This window comes from Azospirillum brasilense (genome assembly GCF_003349955.1).
In the GTDB taxonomy this organism is placed as follows: Bacteria; Pseudomonadota; Alphaproteobacteria; order Azospirillales; family Azospirillaceae; genus Azospirillum; species Azospirillum brasilense_B.
On record NZ_QLKQ01000030.1, the window covers coordinates 23,114 to 37,488 of the forward strand.

Genomic DNA, 14,375 nt, shown 5'->3' on the forward strand with positions numbered 1-14,375 from the left:
CGCGCGGCCGGACGGGAGGCGCGCCATGCTCCGGGTGCAGAACGCCAGCGTGTTCTTCCCAGGCCGTGACGGCGGGGTGATCCACGCGCTGGACCGCGCGTCGCTGGACATCGACGCCAACAGCGTCGTCGTCGCGCTGGGCGCGTCGGGCTGCGGCAAGTCCACGCTGCTGAACGCCATCGCCGGCTTCCTTCCCCTGTCGGACGGCCGCATCACGCTGGACGGGCAGCCGGTGGAGCGCCCCGGCGCCGACCGCGGCGTGGTGTTCCAGAAGGACACGCTGCTGCCCTGGAAGAGCGTGCTGGACAATGTGGCGCTCGGCCTGGATTTCGCCGGCCTCCCCCTGCGGGAACGGCGGGACCGCGCCGCGGAGCTGCTGCGCCTCGTCGGGCTGGAGGGCTTCGCCAAATCCGCCCCGCACGAGCTGTCCGGCGGCATGCGCCAGCGCGTCGGCATCGCCCGCGCGCTGGCCACCGACCCGAAGATCCTGCTGATGGACGAGCCGTTCGGCGCGCTCGACAGCCTGACGCGGGAACAGATGCAGGAACTTCTGATCGACGTCTGGGCGCGCACCGGCAAGCGCATCTTCTTCATCACCCATTCCATCGAGGAGGCGCTGTTCCTCGGCACGACGGTGGTGGTGATGTCGCCGCGCCCCGGCCGGATCGTCGCCCGCTTCGACCTCGACTTCGTCCGGCGCTTCGCCGCCGAGCGGGACGTGCGCGCCATTCTGTCCGACCCGGCGTTCGGGGACCTGCACAACCGCATCCGCGATCTCGTCCACCGTCCGCATCACGCGACGGTCCACCGCGGGGAGACGCTGCAATGACCGACGCCGCCCGCACCACCACGGCCCCTCTGGCCGAACCCACCGCCCGACCCCGGACCGTCGCCCTGCGGCCTTTCGGGCTGGACGGCGCGCGGACCGGTCCGATCAGCGCGGTCACCGGGTTTCTGCTCATCGCCGTCTGGTTCCTGGTGTCGCACTACCGGCTGGTGACGCCGCTGTTCCTGCCAGCACCAGGGGAGGTGGCCGCCCAGTTCATCGCCATCCTGGAGGACGGCTACGCCGGCGCCACGCTTGGCGAGCATGTGTCGGCCAGCCTGCTGCGCATCCTCGCCGCGGCGCTGATCGCGGCGTCGCTGGGCATCCCGCTGGGGTTGGCGATGGGGCTGAACCGCTGGGCAAAGGGCGTTCTCGACACGCCCATCGAATTCTACTGGCCGCTGCCGCCGCTGGCCTATCTGCCGCTGATGATCATCTGGCTGGGCATCGGGGAGGTGTCGAAGATCGCCCTGCTCACCCTGGCGATGTTCGCCCCGATCTGCCTGTCGGCGCAGGCTGGCTTGCGGTCGCTGCCCATCGAGCGGGTGAACGCCGCCCTGTCGCTGGGGGCCACGCGCTGGCAGCTCTTCCGCGCCATCGTGCTGCCCAGCGCCCTGCCGGAGATCCTGACCGGCCTGCGCATCGCCATCGGCGTCGGCTGGAGCACGCTGGTCGCCGCGGAGCTGATCGCGGCGACGCGCGGCATCGGCTTCATGATCATGTCCGCCTCGCATTTCCTGGCCACCGACGTGGTGTTCGTCGGCATCGGCATCATCGCCGCCTGGGCCTTCGCCTTCTCCTACGGGATGCGCCTGCTGGAATCCTGGCTGGTGCCCTGGAAGGGCAAGACCTGACGCTTTCCCGAACCGGAGTGCCTCAACCGTGTCGCGGCCCCCCAACATCCTGTTCATCATGGCCGACCAGATGGCGGCCCCCGCCCTGCCCTTCCACGGTCATCCGGTCGTCAAGACGCCGAACCTGTCGCGGCTGGCCGCGGAAGGCGTCGTGTTCGACAACGCCTACTGCAACTACCCGCTCTGCGCGCCGTCGCGCTTCGCGCTGCTGTCGGGGCGGCTGCCCTCGGCCATCGGCGCCTTCGACAACGCGGCGGAGTTCGCCTCCTCCGTGCCGACCTTCGTGCATTACGCCCGCGCCGCCGGCTACCGCACCTGCCTGTCGGGCAAGATGCATTTCGTCGGCGCCGACCAGCTCCACGGCTTCGAGGAGCGGCTGACCACCGACGTCTATCCCGCCGATTTCGGCTGGACGCCCGATTGGGGGAACGGGGCGCTGGCCTACGACTGGTCGCATCACATGGCGAGCGTGGTCGAGGCCGGTCCCTGCCACCGCAGCCTGCAGATCGACTTCGACGAGGAGACCGCCCATCAGGCGGTGCAGAAGATCTACGATTACGGCCGCACAGCAGACGAGGCCCCCTTCCTCCTGGCGGTGTCCTTCACCCACCCGCACGACCCCTTCAACTGCCTGCCGGAGCATTGGGACCTCTACGACCACGCAGCGATCGACCTGCCCTCGGTGCCGGCCATCCCGCCGGAGCGGCTCGATCCGCACAGCCGGCGGCTCCATTACATGGACGGGCTGCACCGCTACGACCTGACGGAGGAGCGGGTGCGCACCGCCCGCCACGCCTATTACGGCTCCATCAGCTATGTGGACGAGCTGGTCGGGCGCCTGCTGACCGCGCTGGAGCGGGCCGGGCTGGCCGAAGACACCATCATCGTCTTCACCGGCGACCATGGCGAGATGCTGGGCGAGCGGGGCATGTGGTACAAGATGACCTTCTTCGAATGGTCGTCCCGCGTGCCGCTGCTGGTGCACGCTCCGGGACGCTGGGCGGCGCGCCGGGTGTCGGCGCCGGTGTCGCACGTCGATCTGTTCCCCACCATCCTCGACCTGCTCGACGGCCGGGCGCCGCTGCCGGTCGACCCGTTCGACGGCGAAAGCCTGCTGCCCCTGCTCGCCGGTTCGGCGCGCGGCGCCGGCCGCACCATCTTCGCGGAGTATCTGGGGGAAGGAACGCTGAACCCCGCCTTCATGGTGCGGCGCGGCCGCTACAAATACATCGCCTGCGACGGCGACCCACCGCAGCTCTACGATCTGGAGGCCGACCCCAAGGAGCTGGTCAACCGCGCCGGCGCGCGCGATCTCGCCGCCATCGAGGCCGATCTGTCCGCGTCCGTCGCCCGGCGCTGGAACGCGCCGGCCCTGCGCCGGGCGGTGATCGAGAGCCAGAACCGACGGCTGTTCGTCCACAAGGTGCTGCTGACCGGGCGTCACACCCCCTGGGATTTCCAGCCCCATCGCAACGCCGCCACCTCCTACGTCCGCAATTTCGGGGTCGCCGAGGACACGCTGAAGGCGCTGGCCCGCCTGCCGGCGGTCGAGCCGGTGCCACCCGACGCCTGATCTTCCTCTCCCATTTCCGCCATCCGGGGAACCGCCATGCCCGACATCTCTCTGCCCAGCCTGTCCATCACCCCCGTCAGCCCGGCCATCGGCGCGCGGGTGGAGGGGCTGGACCTCGCCCGTCCGCTGAGCGACGCGGAGGCCGCCGCGCTGGAGCGCGCTCTGGTCACCCATCAGGTGCTGTTCTTCGAGAACCAGCCCCTGACGCCCGCGGCCCAGCGCGCCTTCGCCGCCCGCTTCGGCAGCCTGCACGTCCACCCCGTCTACCCCAACGTGCCCGAGCAGCCGGAGATCATGGTGCTCGACACCGGGCCGCACAACGTGACGGACAACGACGTCTGGCACACCGATGTGACCTGCATCGAGACGCCGCCGGCCATCGTGGCGCTGTCGGGCAAGCGCATCCCGCCCAACGGCGGCGACACCGTGTGGGCCAGCAACATCGCCGCCTACAACGGCCTGTCGGAACCGCTGCGCCGCCTGCTCGACCCGCTGACCGCGCTGCACGACTTCACCAAATCCTTCCCCGAATGGCGGCACAGCGGCGATCCGGAGACTCACGCCCGCTGGCGCGCGGCCCGCGACCGCCACCCGCCGGTGACCCACCCGGTGGTCCGCGTCCATCCGGTGAGCGGCGCCAAGGCGCTGTTCGTGAACGAGAACTTCACCGCGCGCATCGTCGGGCTGAGCGACCGCGAGAGCGCGGCCATCCTCGACCTGCTGTTCGACCACGTCAGCCGCCCGGAATTCACCGTGCGCTGGCGGTGGAAGGCCGACGACCTCGTGCTGTGGGACAACCGCTCCACCCAGCATTACGCGGTGAACGACTATCTGCCGCACAGCCGCCTGATGCACCGCGCCACCGTGCTGGGCGACCGCCCGGTCGGTCCCTGAGCGCACCGTCTCACACATCAGGGCAATCTTTTGAATATAAGAAAAATCTTAAGTTGGATCAACTCTCTGTGTTGGCAGGTTGCTATCGGGGAAGGGAGGATGGATTTCACCGAAGGCAAGGCTTTGCGCGGCGGCACGGAGACGACAGGGAGGAAGCATGAGAGCGACACGACGCGCCGTTCTGCACGGCGTTCTGGCCGGGGCCGCGCTGATGATGCCGCTGCACGTCCAGGCGCAGAGCGGAGAAGCGCCGGTTCGACGCATTCCATCCTCGGGGGAGGCCATTCCTCCCGTGGGCCTGGGCACCTGGATCACCTTCAACGTCGGCGACGATGCCGAACTGCGCGCGGAATGCGCGGCGGTCATGCGGGCCTTCTTCGAGATGGGGGGCCGGATGATCGACTCCTCGCCCATGTATGGCTCCTCCCAGGCGGTGATCGGGGATGGACTCCGGACGCTGGGGCAGCCCTCCACCCTGTTCGCCGCGGACAAGGTCTGGATTTCCTCGGGCACGCGCGGGCCGTCGCAGATCGCGGAGTCGCGCCGCCTGTGGGACGTGCCGCGCTTCGACCTGCTTCAGGTGCACAACCTGCTGTCCTGGGAAGAGCATCTTGAGACGCTGTTCGCCATGAAGGCGGCGGGTCAGCTCCGCTACGTCGGCATCACGACGTCGGAAGGGCGGCGCCACGACCTGTTCGAGGAGATCATGCGCCGGCAGCCTCTCGACTTCGTGCAGCTCACCTACAACATCGTCGACCGCGAGGCGGAGGAGCGCATCCTGCCCCTGGCGGCGGACCGCGGAATCGGTGTGATCGTCAACCGCCCGTTTCAGCAGGGCGTGCTGCTCCGCCGGCTGTCGGGCCGCCCCCTGCCCTCCTGGGCGGCCGGCATCGGCGCGTCCAGCTGGGCGCAGTTCGTCCTGAAATTCATCATCTCCCATCCCGCCGTCACCGTGGCCATCCCGGCGACCAGCCAGGTCGCGCATGTGCGCGAGAACATGGCCGCGATGGCCGGGCCGATGCCCGACGCCGCGATGCGGCGGCGCATGGCCGACCATGTCAGGGGCCTCTGATGCCGGAATGGTGGACCTATTCGACCGAGGACTTTCTGCTCTTCAGCCCCCGCACCTACTGGCGGCTGATCGAACGGCACAACGAGGCGCTCTGGCCGGCGCATGCCCTGACGCTGCTGCTCGGCGCAGCCATTCTGCTGTGGCTCGTCCGGCCCCGCCCATGGTCGCATCGGGTGATCGCGGGGACCCTGGCCGTTCTGTGGGCGTGGTCGGCCTGGAGCTTCCTCTGGGAGCGCTACGCCACCATCAACTGGGCCGCGCCCTATGTGGCACCGTTCTTCGCGCTTCAGGCCATCCTGCTGGTCCTGGTCGGCGGCCGGCTTCGCTGGTCGCTCTCCTGGACCGGGCAGGCGCTCGCGGGGCTCGCGCTGTTCCTCTACGCGCTTGCCCTGCACCCCCTCGCGGCGCTCCTCGCCGGACGTCCCCTGCGCGGCGCCGAGGTCTTCGGCATCACCCCGGACCCGACCGCGATCGCCACCATCGGCCTGGTCATGATGGCGAACGGGCGATGGGCATGGTCGCTGCTCGCCGTGCCGATGGCGTGGTGCCTCGCCAGCTGGGCGACCTTGCACAGCATGGAGGCGCCGGAACAATGGGCGCTTCTCGGCGCGGCGTTGGTGGCCCTTCTTCCCGTCCTGCGTTGGCGGAGCGTCCGCGATGCCGGGCCGTGATGCCGGGTCTTGACGCCCAACGCGGATCGTCCAGGCCCGCGGTTCCGCCTATCCGACCACCTGCCGGTACAGCGCCGGCAGCGCCTTCGTCAGATGCGTGACCTGCGGGAAGATCGCGTAGCCGCCACGGCCGAACAGATAGGGGAAATAGTCGCGGGCCTCGGCGTCCACGGTGATGCCGAACAGGGCGATTCCCTGGCGGCGGGCCTCCTGGATCGCCACGCGGGTGTCCTCGATGCCGTAACGTCCCTCGTAATGGTCCACGTCGTTGGGCTTGCCGTCCGACAGCAGAATCAGCAGGCGGTGGCGGTTGGGCCGCTCCGCCAGACGCGCGGCGGTGTGGCGCAGAGCCGCGCCCATGCGGGTGTAATGGCCGGGCTTCAGCGCCTGGACACGCCGCTGCACCCGGGCGTTCAAAGGTTCGTCGAACGCCTTGACCGTCTGCACCCGCACCCAGTCGCGCTTCTTCGAGGTGAAGGCGAAGATGGCGTGCGGGTCGCCGCAGGCGTTCAGCCCGTTGGACAGGGCCAGCAGGGCCTCCTTCTCGACGTCCAGAACGCGGTGCCCGTCCACCCAGCCGTCGGTGGACAGCGAGGTGTCGACCAGCACCGCCACCGCCAGATCGCGCGCCGCGTTGCGCGCCGCCTGATAGACGCGGTCGCTGCCCGCCCCGCCCGCGCGCTGGTCGGCGCAGCGGCGCACCAGGGCGGTGAGGTCGAGGTCGTCGCCGTCCGGCTGGCCGGTGAAGACCATGCGCTTGGGACGCAGCGCCTCGAACTGGCGGCGGACCTGCCGGATGCGGCGCAGGGCAGCCTCGTCGGGCGCCCAGTCCTCGCCGTCCTCCGGCGCCGGTTCGGCGACGACGCGGCAATGGGCGGGGTGGTAGGCGCGGCGGCGATGGTCCCATTCCGGGTAGGTCAGCACCGCCGTCAGCGGCGCCGCCTCCACGGCGGCGGGCGCCAGATCGAGATCGAGCTTCAGCCGGGTCGAGGGCTTGCGCTGATGCTGGGCGAGCGCGATCTCCTCCATGTCGTCGGCGGCCTGACGGGCGGCGTCCTCGTCGTCGTCATCGACCGGGCGGGGGATGTTCATCATCTCCGCCAGACCGAAGATCTTCTCGAAGCGGTTCAGGATCAGCGGGTCCTCGCGCTGCACCTGATCGCTGTCGCGCCGCGTCGCCTTGCGGCGCTGGCCGTCGCTCTCGGAGGAGGGGGCCGCGGCTTCGTCCTCCGCTGCGGCATCGGGAACGGGTGGCGCGCCGGTTGACACGGGACCCGAAACCTCGCCCCACAGCGGCACCGGCAGGAACGGCTTGTAGCCAGCCGGGGCGGCGAAACGCTCCAGCGGAACCGTCCCGTCGAGAACCGCGCCGCCGTCGCCGGCGCCCAGCAGGGCCAGCACCGCCTCCTCCACCATCGCCTCGTCCTTCGGCAGGGAGCGCTTGGGCCGGACGGCGAGCAGCGCCGCGCACAGTTCACCGTGCAGGCGGGCCAAACCCGGCCAGCGCATGAGAACCCGCGCGGTGGTCGTCCGGGCTTGCCGCAGCGCCCGCACATCATCCCGCAGCGGATCGGCGATAGCCTCGCCGTCGGCCTCGGCGTGGGCGAAGTAGGCGGCCAGCCATTCGTAAAGCCGCTCGTTCAGCGCCGCGTCGGGGAACACGTCCAGTTGGGCGGGCAGTTGAAGAACATCGCCGTCCAGCGCCGGCCGCTCCAGCCGTTCGGTGCCGAGGCCGATGCGCTCCAGCACCGACAGCCGATGGCCGGAGGACGCCCGCGCCACGGCGGCCATCCGCACGCCCCGGTCGCCGCCCAGCCCGCGGAAGAACACCGACAGCCGGGGCCGGATCGCCTCCAGCGTCACCGCGGCGTCCGGATGGTGGGGCAGGCTCGACCGGCCACCGACCAGACGGTGCCAGTGGCGGCCGATGAACTCCTCGGGCTCGAGCAGCGACAGCATGGTCCGATTTCCTTGTTTCGCTTACCCGAGGGCGATGTCGGCGACGCGCAGGAGCGCCTGCCGGACGTCGGCGTCGTCGGTCAGCGGTTCGATCAGCGCGGTGCGGATCGCCCGCTCGGGCTTGACGCCGGAGCGGATCAGCGTGGCGCAGTAGACGAGCAGGCGGGTGGAGACGCCCTCTTCAAGATCCTGGCCTTTCAGGGCGCGCAGCGCGCCGGCCAGACGGACCAGCGGGGCGACGCGCCCCTCCGGCAGGCCGCTCTCGCGGGCGACGATGACGGCCTCGTCCTCCGGCGCCGGGAAGTCGAATTCGATGGCGAGAAGCCGCTGGCGGGTGCTGGGCTTCAGGGTCTTCAGGACGTTCTGGTAACCGGGGTTGTAGGAGACGACCAGCATGAAGTCGTCCGGCGCCTCCAGCAGTTCGCCGGTGCGGTCGAGCGGCAGCAGGCGGCGGTCGTCGGTCAGCGGGTGGAGCACGACGGTCACGTCCTTGCGCGCCTCCACCACCTCGTCGAGGTAGCAGACGGCGCCCTCGCGCACGGCACGGGTCAGCGGGCCGTCCGCCCACACCGTGTCGCCGCCCTTCAGCAGGTAACGCCCGGTCAGGTCGGCGGCGGTCAGGTCGTCGTGGCAGGACACGGTGTGGAGGGGACGACCCAGCCGGGCCGCCATGTGCGAGACGAAGCGGGTCTTACCGCAGCCCGTCGGCCCCTTCAGCAGCAGCGGCAGGCGGTGGCGGAAGGCGTGCTCGAACAGCTCGCACTCGTCGCCGACGGCCTTGTAATAGGGGACGTCGAGGTCGTCCGCGACGGCCTTCAGGGCGCTGCGGGTCATGGCTGTCTCCTCGGAAACGAAAAGGGAAGGCCCCTCCCCCGACGCGCGGAGGAGGGGAAGGCCCAGGTCACTCGGCGGGCTGGACGGCGGCGCCGATCCCGGTGGTCCTGCGGGACGCGGGCACCGGCCCGAGCAGGGCGTAGAGATAGAGGACGGCGCCGATGAACACCGCGGCACCGGCGGCCAGACGCACCCAGTAGAAGGGGGCGATCTCCGCCTGGACGGTCATGTAATCCATGCCCATCACACGCTGCAGGTGGACCTGCACGACCCCGGCGAAGGTCAGGGCAAAGGTCATTACGGACATACCGCCGGTCATCAGCCAGAAGCTGGCCTTGTTGAGGGTCTGGTGGTAGGGCGCGACGCCGCGCAGATGCGGCATGGCGTAGCTGAAGATGGCGAGGTTGATCATCACATAGGCGCCGAAGAAGGCGAGATGCCCGTGCGCCGCCGTCACCTGCGTGCCGTGGGTGTAGTAGTTGACCCAGGACAGCGTGTGTAGGAAGCCCCAGACGCCGGCGCCGAAGAAGGCCGTCACCGCGCAGCCCACCGACCACAGCAGGGCGGCCTTGTTCGGGTGATCGCGCCCGCCCTTCAGCACCATCTTCACCGCGAAGACCACCATGAAGAAGAAGGGGGCGACCTCCAGCGTCGAGAACAGCGAGCCGATCCACTGCCAGTAGCCCGGCGTGCCGATCCAGTAGTAATGGTGCCCGGTGCCCAGCAGGCCGGAGAAGAGGGCGAGGCCGACGATGGCGTACAGCCACTTCTCGACGATCTCGCGGTCGACGCCGGTCATCTTGATCATCAGGAAGGCGAGGATCGAGGCCATCACCAGCTCCCACACGCCCTCGACCCAGAGATGGACGACGTACCACCAGTACATCTTGTCCAGCGCGAGGTTGGTCGGGTTGTAGAAGGAGAACAGGAAGAACAGCGCGATGCCCCACAGCCCCATCACCAGGATGTTGGTGATGACCGTGCGCCGGCCCTTCAGCACCGTCATGGAGATGTTGTAGAGGAACATCAGCGCGACGACGACGATGGCGACCTTGATCCAGGTCGGCTGTTCCAGGAACTCGCGCCCCTCGTGGATGCGGAAGACGTAGCCGACGACGGCGGCCAGCGCGGCGAACATGAACAGGCCGAACTGGATGTAGGCCAGCTTCGGGCAATGCAGCTCGCGCTCCGCCTCCTCGGGGATCAGATAGTAGGCGGCGCCGAAGAAGCCCATCAGCAGCCAGACGATCAGCGCGTTGGTGTGGATCATCCGCAGGATGTTGAAGGGCAGCAGTTCCGACAGGACGTTGGGCAGCACATAGACGATGCCGGCCAGCAGGCCGACCAGGAGTTGCACGCCGAACAGGGCCAGCGCGCCGTAGAAATAGGGCAGCGCGACCTTTTGGGATTCGTATTTCATGGCCTTTCGTCCTTCGTCAGCCGGAAATCTTGGGCGGCCAGTTCTGGGTGTTGATGCGGCTGGTCCATTCCAGGAAGGCGGCGAGGTCGTTGACCTCCTGCTCCGTCAGATTGAACTGCGGCATCTGGCGGCGGCCCTCGATGCCGCTGGGCTGGGCGGCCATCCAGCCGGCCAGGGCGGCGCGCGCGCCCTCCGCGTCCTTGTCGCCGCCGTAGCGGATCCAGACATTGCCCAGCTCCGGCGCGAAATAGGCGCCCTCGCCCAGCAGCGTGTGGCAGTTGATGCAGGAGTTTTTCTCCCACACATGCTTGCCGCGGGCGACGCTGTCGGTCAGCCCCTTGCTGTCGGTGCCGGTGTTGACGACGTAAATGTGGCTTGCCGCCGTCAGCGAGACGAAGGCGGCGAAGAAGAAGAGCGATCCGCCGTAGAAGATGTTCCGGGCGGCCGCTTTGGTGAAGCGTTCCGTCATGCGTTCGTTTCTCCTGGGTCAGGCCCCCAGGTCAGACCGTCGTTGAACGGAGGGGCCCTGCGCAGCGTTGGCCGTGCGCCATGCCGGAGAAAGTTGACTGATTTGGTGTGGCTATCCTTGACGGCGGTCAAGCGGACGGCCGCCTTCCGAACGCGAGGGAAACCACGGTCTTTTGTGGCGATCGGTGCCGGGGAAGGGCCGGGATGTGGGACGTCCCACATGCCCGGCCCCTGATGCCCGGCCCCTGATGCCCGGTCTTTGAAAACACGAGAGGCGCCTCGCCGATGTGGGACGTCCCACATCGGGGAACAGCCCCCTCAGTCGGCGCCCTGGAGAATGGCGTCGATTTCCGCGCGCAGCTGAAGCAGGCGTTCGCGGTGAGCGGTGTCGAGCAGGTGGCGCTGTTCGCGCACGACGGCCACGTCGCGGATGATGCGCTTGACGCTCGCTTGGAGTGTGCGTTCCGGATCGTGCGGCCCGGCTTCGCGGACGGAAGGGGATTGCCCTTGCGCGTGGTCGCGCTTGGCCTGCCGGACGGCCTTGACGGAGGCTCCCTCCTTCGCCTGTTCCCACAGCGCAGGACGCAGGTCGGCCGGAGCGGCGGCGATCTCGATCAGCACCGACCGGGACACCCGCGTGCAGGACGCCGCGTATTCCTCCAGCATGTCGGCCGGCAGGGTCAGGATGGCCAGCAGCTTGGTGATGTCGGTGCGGTCCTTGCCGACCACCGCGGCCAGTTCGTCGTGGGTGTAGCCGTGCTTCTCCACCAGACGGGCGAGGGCGGCCGCATACTCCACCGCGTTGAGATCGACGCGCTGGACGTTGTCGATCAGCCCGATCTCGTCCGGGTCGCCGGAGGTGAGAATGGCGAAGACCGTCTTGCGGCCGAGGATCTCATGGGCACGCACCCGGCGCTCGCCGCCGATGAGCAGATAGTCGCCCTGCGGCAGCGGCCGGACGAGGATCGGGTTCTGCAAGCCGTAACGGTCGATGGACGCGGCCAAGCTGCGCAGCTCCGCCTCGTCGAAGTGGCGGCGCGGCTGGTCGGGGTTGCGGTGCACCCGGTCGATGTCCAGCTCCACCACATGCGGGAAGCCGGACGACGTGCCGAACAGCTTGTCGGTGCCGATCGACAGGGTGGAGGTGCCGCCCAGCAGCTCCTTCGTCTTGCGCTCGAACTTACGCGACATGGCTCGTCTCCCGCTGCGTGGCGTAGGCGCGGATCTGACGGGCCACCTCGCGGAAGGTCTCCGCTCCCGGGGCGCCCGGATCGCCGGCCAGCGTGATCATGCCGGCGGCGGCGGCCTTGCTGTAGACCGTGGCGCGCGGGATCGGGGGGAACACCGGAACCTGCTCGGCGTAGGATTCACGCAGCTCCTGCAGCGTCGCGCGGTCCTGGGTCAGGCGCTCGTTGTACATGGTGGGGATGATGCCGGCGATCTTCAGCCGGGGATTCACGCGGCGGCGGATGCGGGTGATGGTGTCGACCAGCCGCTTCACGCCCAGCAGGGACAGCGCCTCGGTCTGGACCGGCACCAGGACCAGCTCGGCCGCCGACAAGGCGTTGGCCGTGACCAGCCCCAGATTGGGTGCGCAGTCCATCACCACGAAGTCGTAGGAGGCGCGGACCTCGTCGAGCTTCTCGCGCAGCACCAGCCCACCGGTGGAGTCGGCGGCCAGCTCGACGTCGGCATCGGCCAGCGAAAGCCCCGCCGGAACGAGATCGAGTCCGCGTTCCCCGGTCGGAACGATCACCGACGAGATCGGCTCGTCGGAGCGGAGCACGAAATAGAGCGTCTTGCGCCGCTGCTCCAGATCGACGATGGCGGCGTTGCCGACGCCGACATGGACCGTCGCGTTGCTCTGGGAGTCGCAGTCGATCAGCAGGACCCGCGCGCCTCCCTCCGTCAGGGCGTAGGCGAGATTCACCGCCGTGGCGGTCTTTCCCACGCCCCCCTTCTGGTTGGCGATTGCCAGGAAGGTCGCCGAGCGCGGGCGGTCGTCCGTGGTCTGGTCCGCCAGGAAATCCTGCACCTGTTGGGGGATGCGCTCCGCCCCGCCTTCCCAGCGGCTGATCTTCGCCTTCGTGTAGCTGCGGCCGAGCTGATCGTTGAGCCAATCGGCAAATTGCGTCTGGTTTTCCCCACGGCGCTCGCGCAGTTGGCGCATGTCGTCCCCACCAAGCGGCGGCATCGTCATCCCTTTCGTTCGGTTTCGGGGATTCTGCGCAAGTTGCCGGAACTTTGTCAATGGACGCCCATCCAGTTGCCGGAACCGAACGTGCCCGCCACGCCCGGTCATTCCATCCGGCGGACGGGGATCACCTCGCCCTGGCAGGCCCCGGCGACCGCTCGCAGCCGCTGCGCCAGGACACGCTCCCGCGCGCAGGCCTCCTCGCACAGGGCCCGCATCTCGGCGATGCTCGGCCGCCACTTCTTCGTCCGGCGCCACGCCCGCGCCGCCGCGTCGATGGCCCAGACCGGAAATTCGCCGAGATCCTCGACCCAGTCCATGGCCACCAGCTGCTCGACGTCAGGCGTCAAGCCCTTGGCCGGGAAATGCGACAGCAAAGCCAGCACACGGCCGAGCAGACGGTCGGGCTCGGCCGGAGCCAGGATGGAATCCTCCAGCTCGTTCAGCATCCGCCGCGCCATGGCGGCTTGCCGGGCCGAAAGGGTCGCCGGTGGAAACCAGGTTTCCTGAAGCCCTTCGAAACCGTTGTCGCCGAAGCGCGGGCGGTGTTCCAGGTGACCGGTGGTCAGGACCTCCCGCAACGCCTCCGGGAAGGCGGCGACGAGGAGCCGCGAACGCTCGGCCGGCGCCATCGTCGGATCGAAGGGCAACGGGGACCGTTCGGGCAGGGGCATCACAGCGACGGACATCGGGACCTCCTCAGAAACGGGGGCGGGTATCGGGCGGGGTGTTGCGGACGTCCTTCAGGCGGGTGTCCTTCAGACGATCAGCCACGGCCATCCAGGCGTTGACGCGCTGTTCGGCCGCGCTTTGGCGGGCCTGGCCGACACCGGGGATGGGGCCGGAGATGGCGCCTGAAGCGGGTGGGGCGGTTTTGTCCGCAGGGGCCTTGCCGGCCGCCACGTCCTGGGACAGCCAAGCCCTCCAGGCGGCCGATATGTCGCGGTAGCGATAGCCGTGCGCCTGACAGCGCAGGACGAACCCCTCGACGTGCCGACCGAGGTCGACGGTGCCGAAGCGGCTTCGGGCCCAGGTGAAATCCCCGGCGGTGGGCATCCAGTCCTCAGGGACATCGCGCACCGGCCCGCGCCCGCCCGAAGCGAGCGAGTCCGGAATCTGTTCGGGATGGAGCTGTTCCTGACTCGGTGTTGGACAGGGGGCGTTCGCCGGCGAGTCATCCCTGTCATGGTCCCGGACAGGGCGGAGTTGGGGCTGCGACTGTGATCGGGGCGTGGCCCCGTCCTGGGCGATGCGCAGCCGGTACAGGCAGGACAGCCGGGAGCCGTCGCGGCCGCGGCGGTGCTCGATGCCGACCAGTCCCATGTCGTCGAGACGCTGGAGGATGCGGTTGATGGTCGGGCGCGAGCGTTTCAGCTTTGCGGCAAGCGTCGACTGCGACGGCCAGCAGACGCCATTCTCGTCGGCGAAGGTGGCGAGCGCCGCCAGGACCGCGAATCCGTCGGCGTCGAGATCGGGATGGTCGAGCCACCAGGCGGGGATCTTTCCCCAACGGCTGGCGGTGTCGGTCGTGCTGGTCATCCGGGGCTCCGGCAAAAGCGTGAAACCGGCATGGGCCGGCGGTCTTGCGGGCAGGATTCCCCGACGGCACC

The 14,375-nt window shown here is 69.2% G+C and carries 14 protein-coding genes; 6 read left to right on the forward strand and 8 right to left on the reverse strand.

Features of this window, described 5'->3' with window-relative positions:
• Positions 1-25 precede the first annotated feature (25 nt).
• The 6 genes from DXK32_RS14920 (at position 26) to DXK32_RS14945 (ending at position 5,890) form a co-directional block, all read left to right on the forward strand.
• Positions 26-829 (forward strand): taurine ABC transporter ATP-binding protein, encoded by an 804-nt coding sequence (locus DXK32_RS14920; protein WP_114859225.1) that lies wholly within the window; start codon positions 26-28, stop codon positions 827-829.
• Positions 826-1,680: an ABC transporter permease subunit gene (locus DXK32_RS14925; RefSeq protein ID WP_114859226.1), complete on the forward strand. Its 855-nt coding sequence runs from the start codon at positions 826-828 to the stop codon at positions 1,678-1,680. Before DXK32_RS14920 ends, DXK32_RS14925 begins: the two co-directional genes overlap by 4 nt.
• A gap of 28 nt (positions 1,681-1,708) precedes the next feature.
• Positions 1,709-3,253, forward strand: a complete 1,545-nt coding sequence (gene betC / locus DXK32_RS14930) for a choline-sulfatase (protein WP_114859227.1) — start codon at positions 1,709-1,711, stop codon at positions 3,251-3,253.
• Positions 3,254-3,289: 36 nt separating this feature from the next.
• Positions 3,290-4,147: a taurine dioxygenase gene (gene tauD / locus DXK32_RS14935; RefSeq protein WP_114859228.1), complete on the forward strand. Its 858-nt coding sequence runs from the start codon at positions 3,290-3,292 to the stop codon at positions 4,145-4,147.
• Positions 4,148-4,304: 157 nt separating this feature from the next.
• A complete protein-coding gene (locus DXK32_RS14940) occupies positions 4,305-5,219 on the forward strand; it encodes an aldo/keto reductase (RefSeq protein WP_114859229.1) in 915 nt (304 codons plus the stop codon).
• On the forward strand, positions 5,219-5,890 hold the full coding sequence (locus DXK32_RS14945; protein ID WP_114859230.1) for a DUF6064 family protein: 672 nt from the start codon (positions 5,219-5,221) through the stop codon (positions 5,888-5,890). The genes DXK32_RS14940 and DXK32_RS14945 overlap by 1 nt, the downstream gene beginning before the upstream one ends.
• Positions 5,891-5,938: 48 nt before the next feature.
• Here the strand turns inward: DXK32_RS14945 and DXK32_RS14950 are convergent, their stop codons facing one another.
• The 8 genes from DXK32_RS14950 to DXK32_RS14985 form a co-directional block, all read right to left on the reverse strand.
• Positions 5,939-7,849 carry a nitric oxide reductase activation protein NorD gene (locus DXK32_RS14950; RefSeq protein WP_114859231.1) on the reverse strand — a complete coding sequence of 637 codons (1,911 nt, stop codon included), beginning with the start codon at positions 7,847-7,849 and terminating at the stop codon, positions 5,939-5,941.
• A 21-nt stretch (positions 7,850-7,870) separates the two neighbouring features.
• Positions 7,871-8,683, reverse strand: coding sequence for a CbbQ/NirQ/NorQ/GpvN family protein (locus tag DXK32_RS14955; protein WP_114859232.1), 813 nt, complete (start codon positions 8,681-8,683; stop codon positions 7,871-7,873).
• A 67-nt stretch (positions 8,684-8,750) separates the two neighbouring features.
• Positions 8,751-10,103 (reverse strand): cbb3-type cytochrome c oxidase subunit I, encoded by a 1,353-nt coding sequence (locus DXK32_RS14960; RefSeq protein ID WP_114859233.1) that lies wholly within the window; start codon positions 10,101-10,103, stop codon positions 8,751-8,753.
• Positions 10,104-10,119: 16 nt separating this feature from the next.
• Entirely contained in the window at positions 10,120-10,572 is a 453-nt protein-coding gene (locus tag DXK32_RS14965) for a c-type cytochrome (protein WP_114859234.1), read from the reverse strand.
• Between the two features lie 317 nt (positions 10,573-10,889).
• Positions 10,890-11,762 carry a ParB/RepB/Spo0J family partition protein gene (locus tag DXK32_RS14970; protein WP_114859235.1) on the reverse strand — a complete coding sequence of 291 codons (873 nt, stop codon included), beginning with the start codon at positions 11,760-11,762 and terminating at the stop codon, positions 10,890-10,892.
• Positions 11,752-12,771 (reverse strand): AAA family ATPase, encoded by a 1,020-nt coding sequence (locus DXK32_RS14975; protein ID WP_114859236.1) that lies wholly within the window; start codon positions 12,769-12,771, stop codon positions 11,752-11,754. The genes DXK32_RS14970 and DXK32_RS14975 overlap by 11 nt, the downstream gene beginning before the upstream one ends.
• Before the next feature lie 98 nt (positions 12,772-12,869).
• Positions 12,870-13,454, reverse strand: coding sequence for a hypothetical protein (locus tag DXK32_RS14980; RefSeq protein ID WP_114859237.1), 585 nt, complete (start codon positions 13,452-13,454; stop codon positions 12,870-12,872).
• Positions 13,455-13,464: 10 nt separating this feature from the next.
• A complete protein-coding gene (locus DXK32_RS14985) occupies positions 13,465-14,304 on the reverse strand; it encodes a helix-turn-helix domain-containing protein (RefSeq protein WP_114859238.1) in 840 nt (279 codons plus the stop codon).
• Positions 14,305-14,375 lie beyond the last annotated feature (71 nt).

Coding starts and splice junctions, on each gene's coding strand:
- DXK32_RS14925 (WP_114859226.1), top strand. CDS start 826: ATGACCGACGCCGCCCGCACCACCACGGCCCCTCTGGCCGAACCCACC.
- DXK32_RS14980 (WP_114859237.1), bottom strand. CDS start 13,454: ATGTCCGTCGCTGTGATGCCCCTGCCCGAACGGTCCCCGTTGCCCTTC.
- DXK32_RS14985 (WP_114859238.1), bottom strand. CDS start 14,304: ATGACCAGCACGACCGACACCGCCAGCCGTTGGGGAAAGATCCCCGCC.
- DXK32_RS14955 (WP_114859232.1), bottom strand. CDS start 8,683: ATGACCCGCAGCGCCCTGAAGGCCGTCGCGGACGACCTCGACGTCCCC.
- DXK32_RS14940 (WP_114859229.1), top strand. CDS start 4,305: ATGAGAGCGACACGACGCGCCGTTCTGCACGGCGTTCTGGCCGGGGCC.
- DXK32_RS14945 (WP_114859230.1), top strand. CDS start 5,219: ATGCCGGAATGGTGGACCTATTCGACCGAGGACTTTCTGCTCTTCAGC.
- DXK32_RS14960 (WP_114859233.1), bottom strand. CDS start 10,103: ATGAAATACGAATCCCAAAAGGTCGCGCTGCCCTATTTCTACGGCGCG.
- DXK32_RS14920 (WP_114859225.1), top strand. CDS start 26: ATGCTCCGGGTGCAGAACGCCAGCGTGTTCTTCCCAGGCCGTGACGGC.
- tauD (WP_114859228.1), top strand. CDS start 3,290: ATGCCCGACATCTCTCTGCCCAGCCTGTCCATCACCCCCGTCAGCCCG.
- DXK32_RS14970 (WP_114859235.1), bottom strand. CDS start 11,762: ATGTCGCGTAAGTTCGAGCGCAAGACGAAGGAGCTGCTGGGCGGCACC.
- DXK32_RS14950 (WP_114859231.1), bottom strand. CDS start 7,849: ATGCTGTCGCTGCTCGAGCCCGAGGAGTTCATCGGCCGCCACTGGCAC.
- DXK32_RS14975 (WP_114859236.1), bottom strand. CDS start 12,771: ATGACGATGCCGCCGCTTGGTGGGGACGACATGCGCCAACTGCGCGAG.
- DXK32_RS14965 (WP_114859234.1), bottom strand. CDS start 10,572: ATGACGGAACGCTTCACCAAAGCGGCCGCCCGGAACATCTTCTACGGC.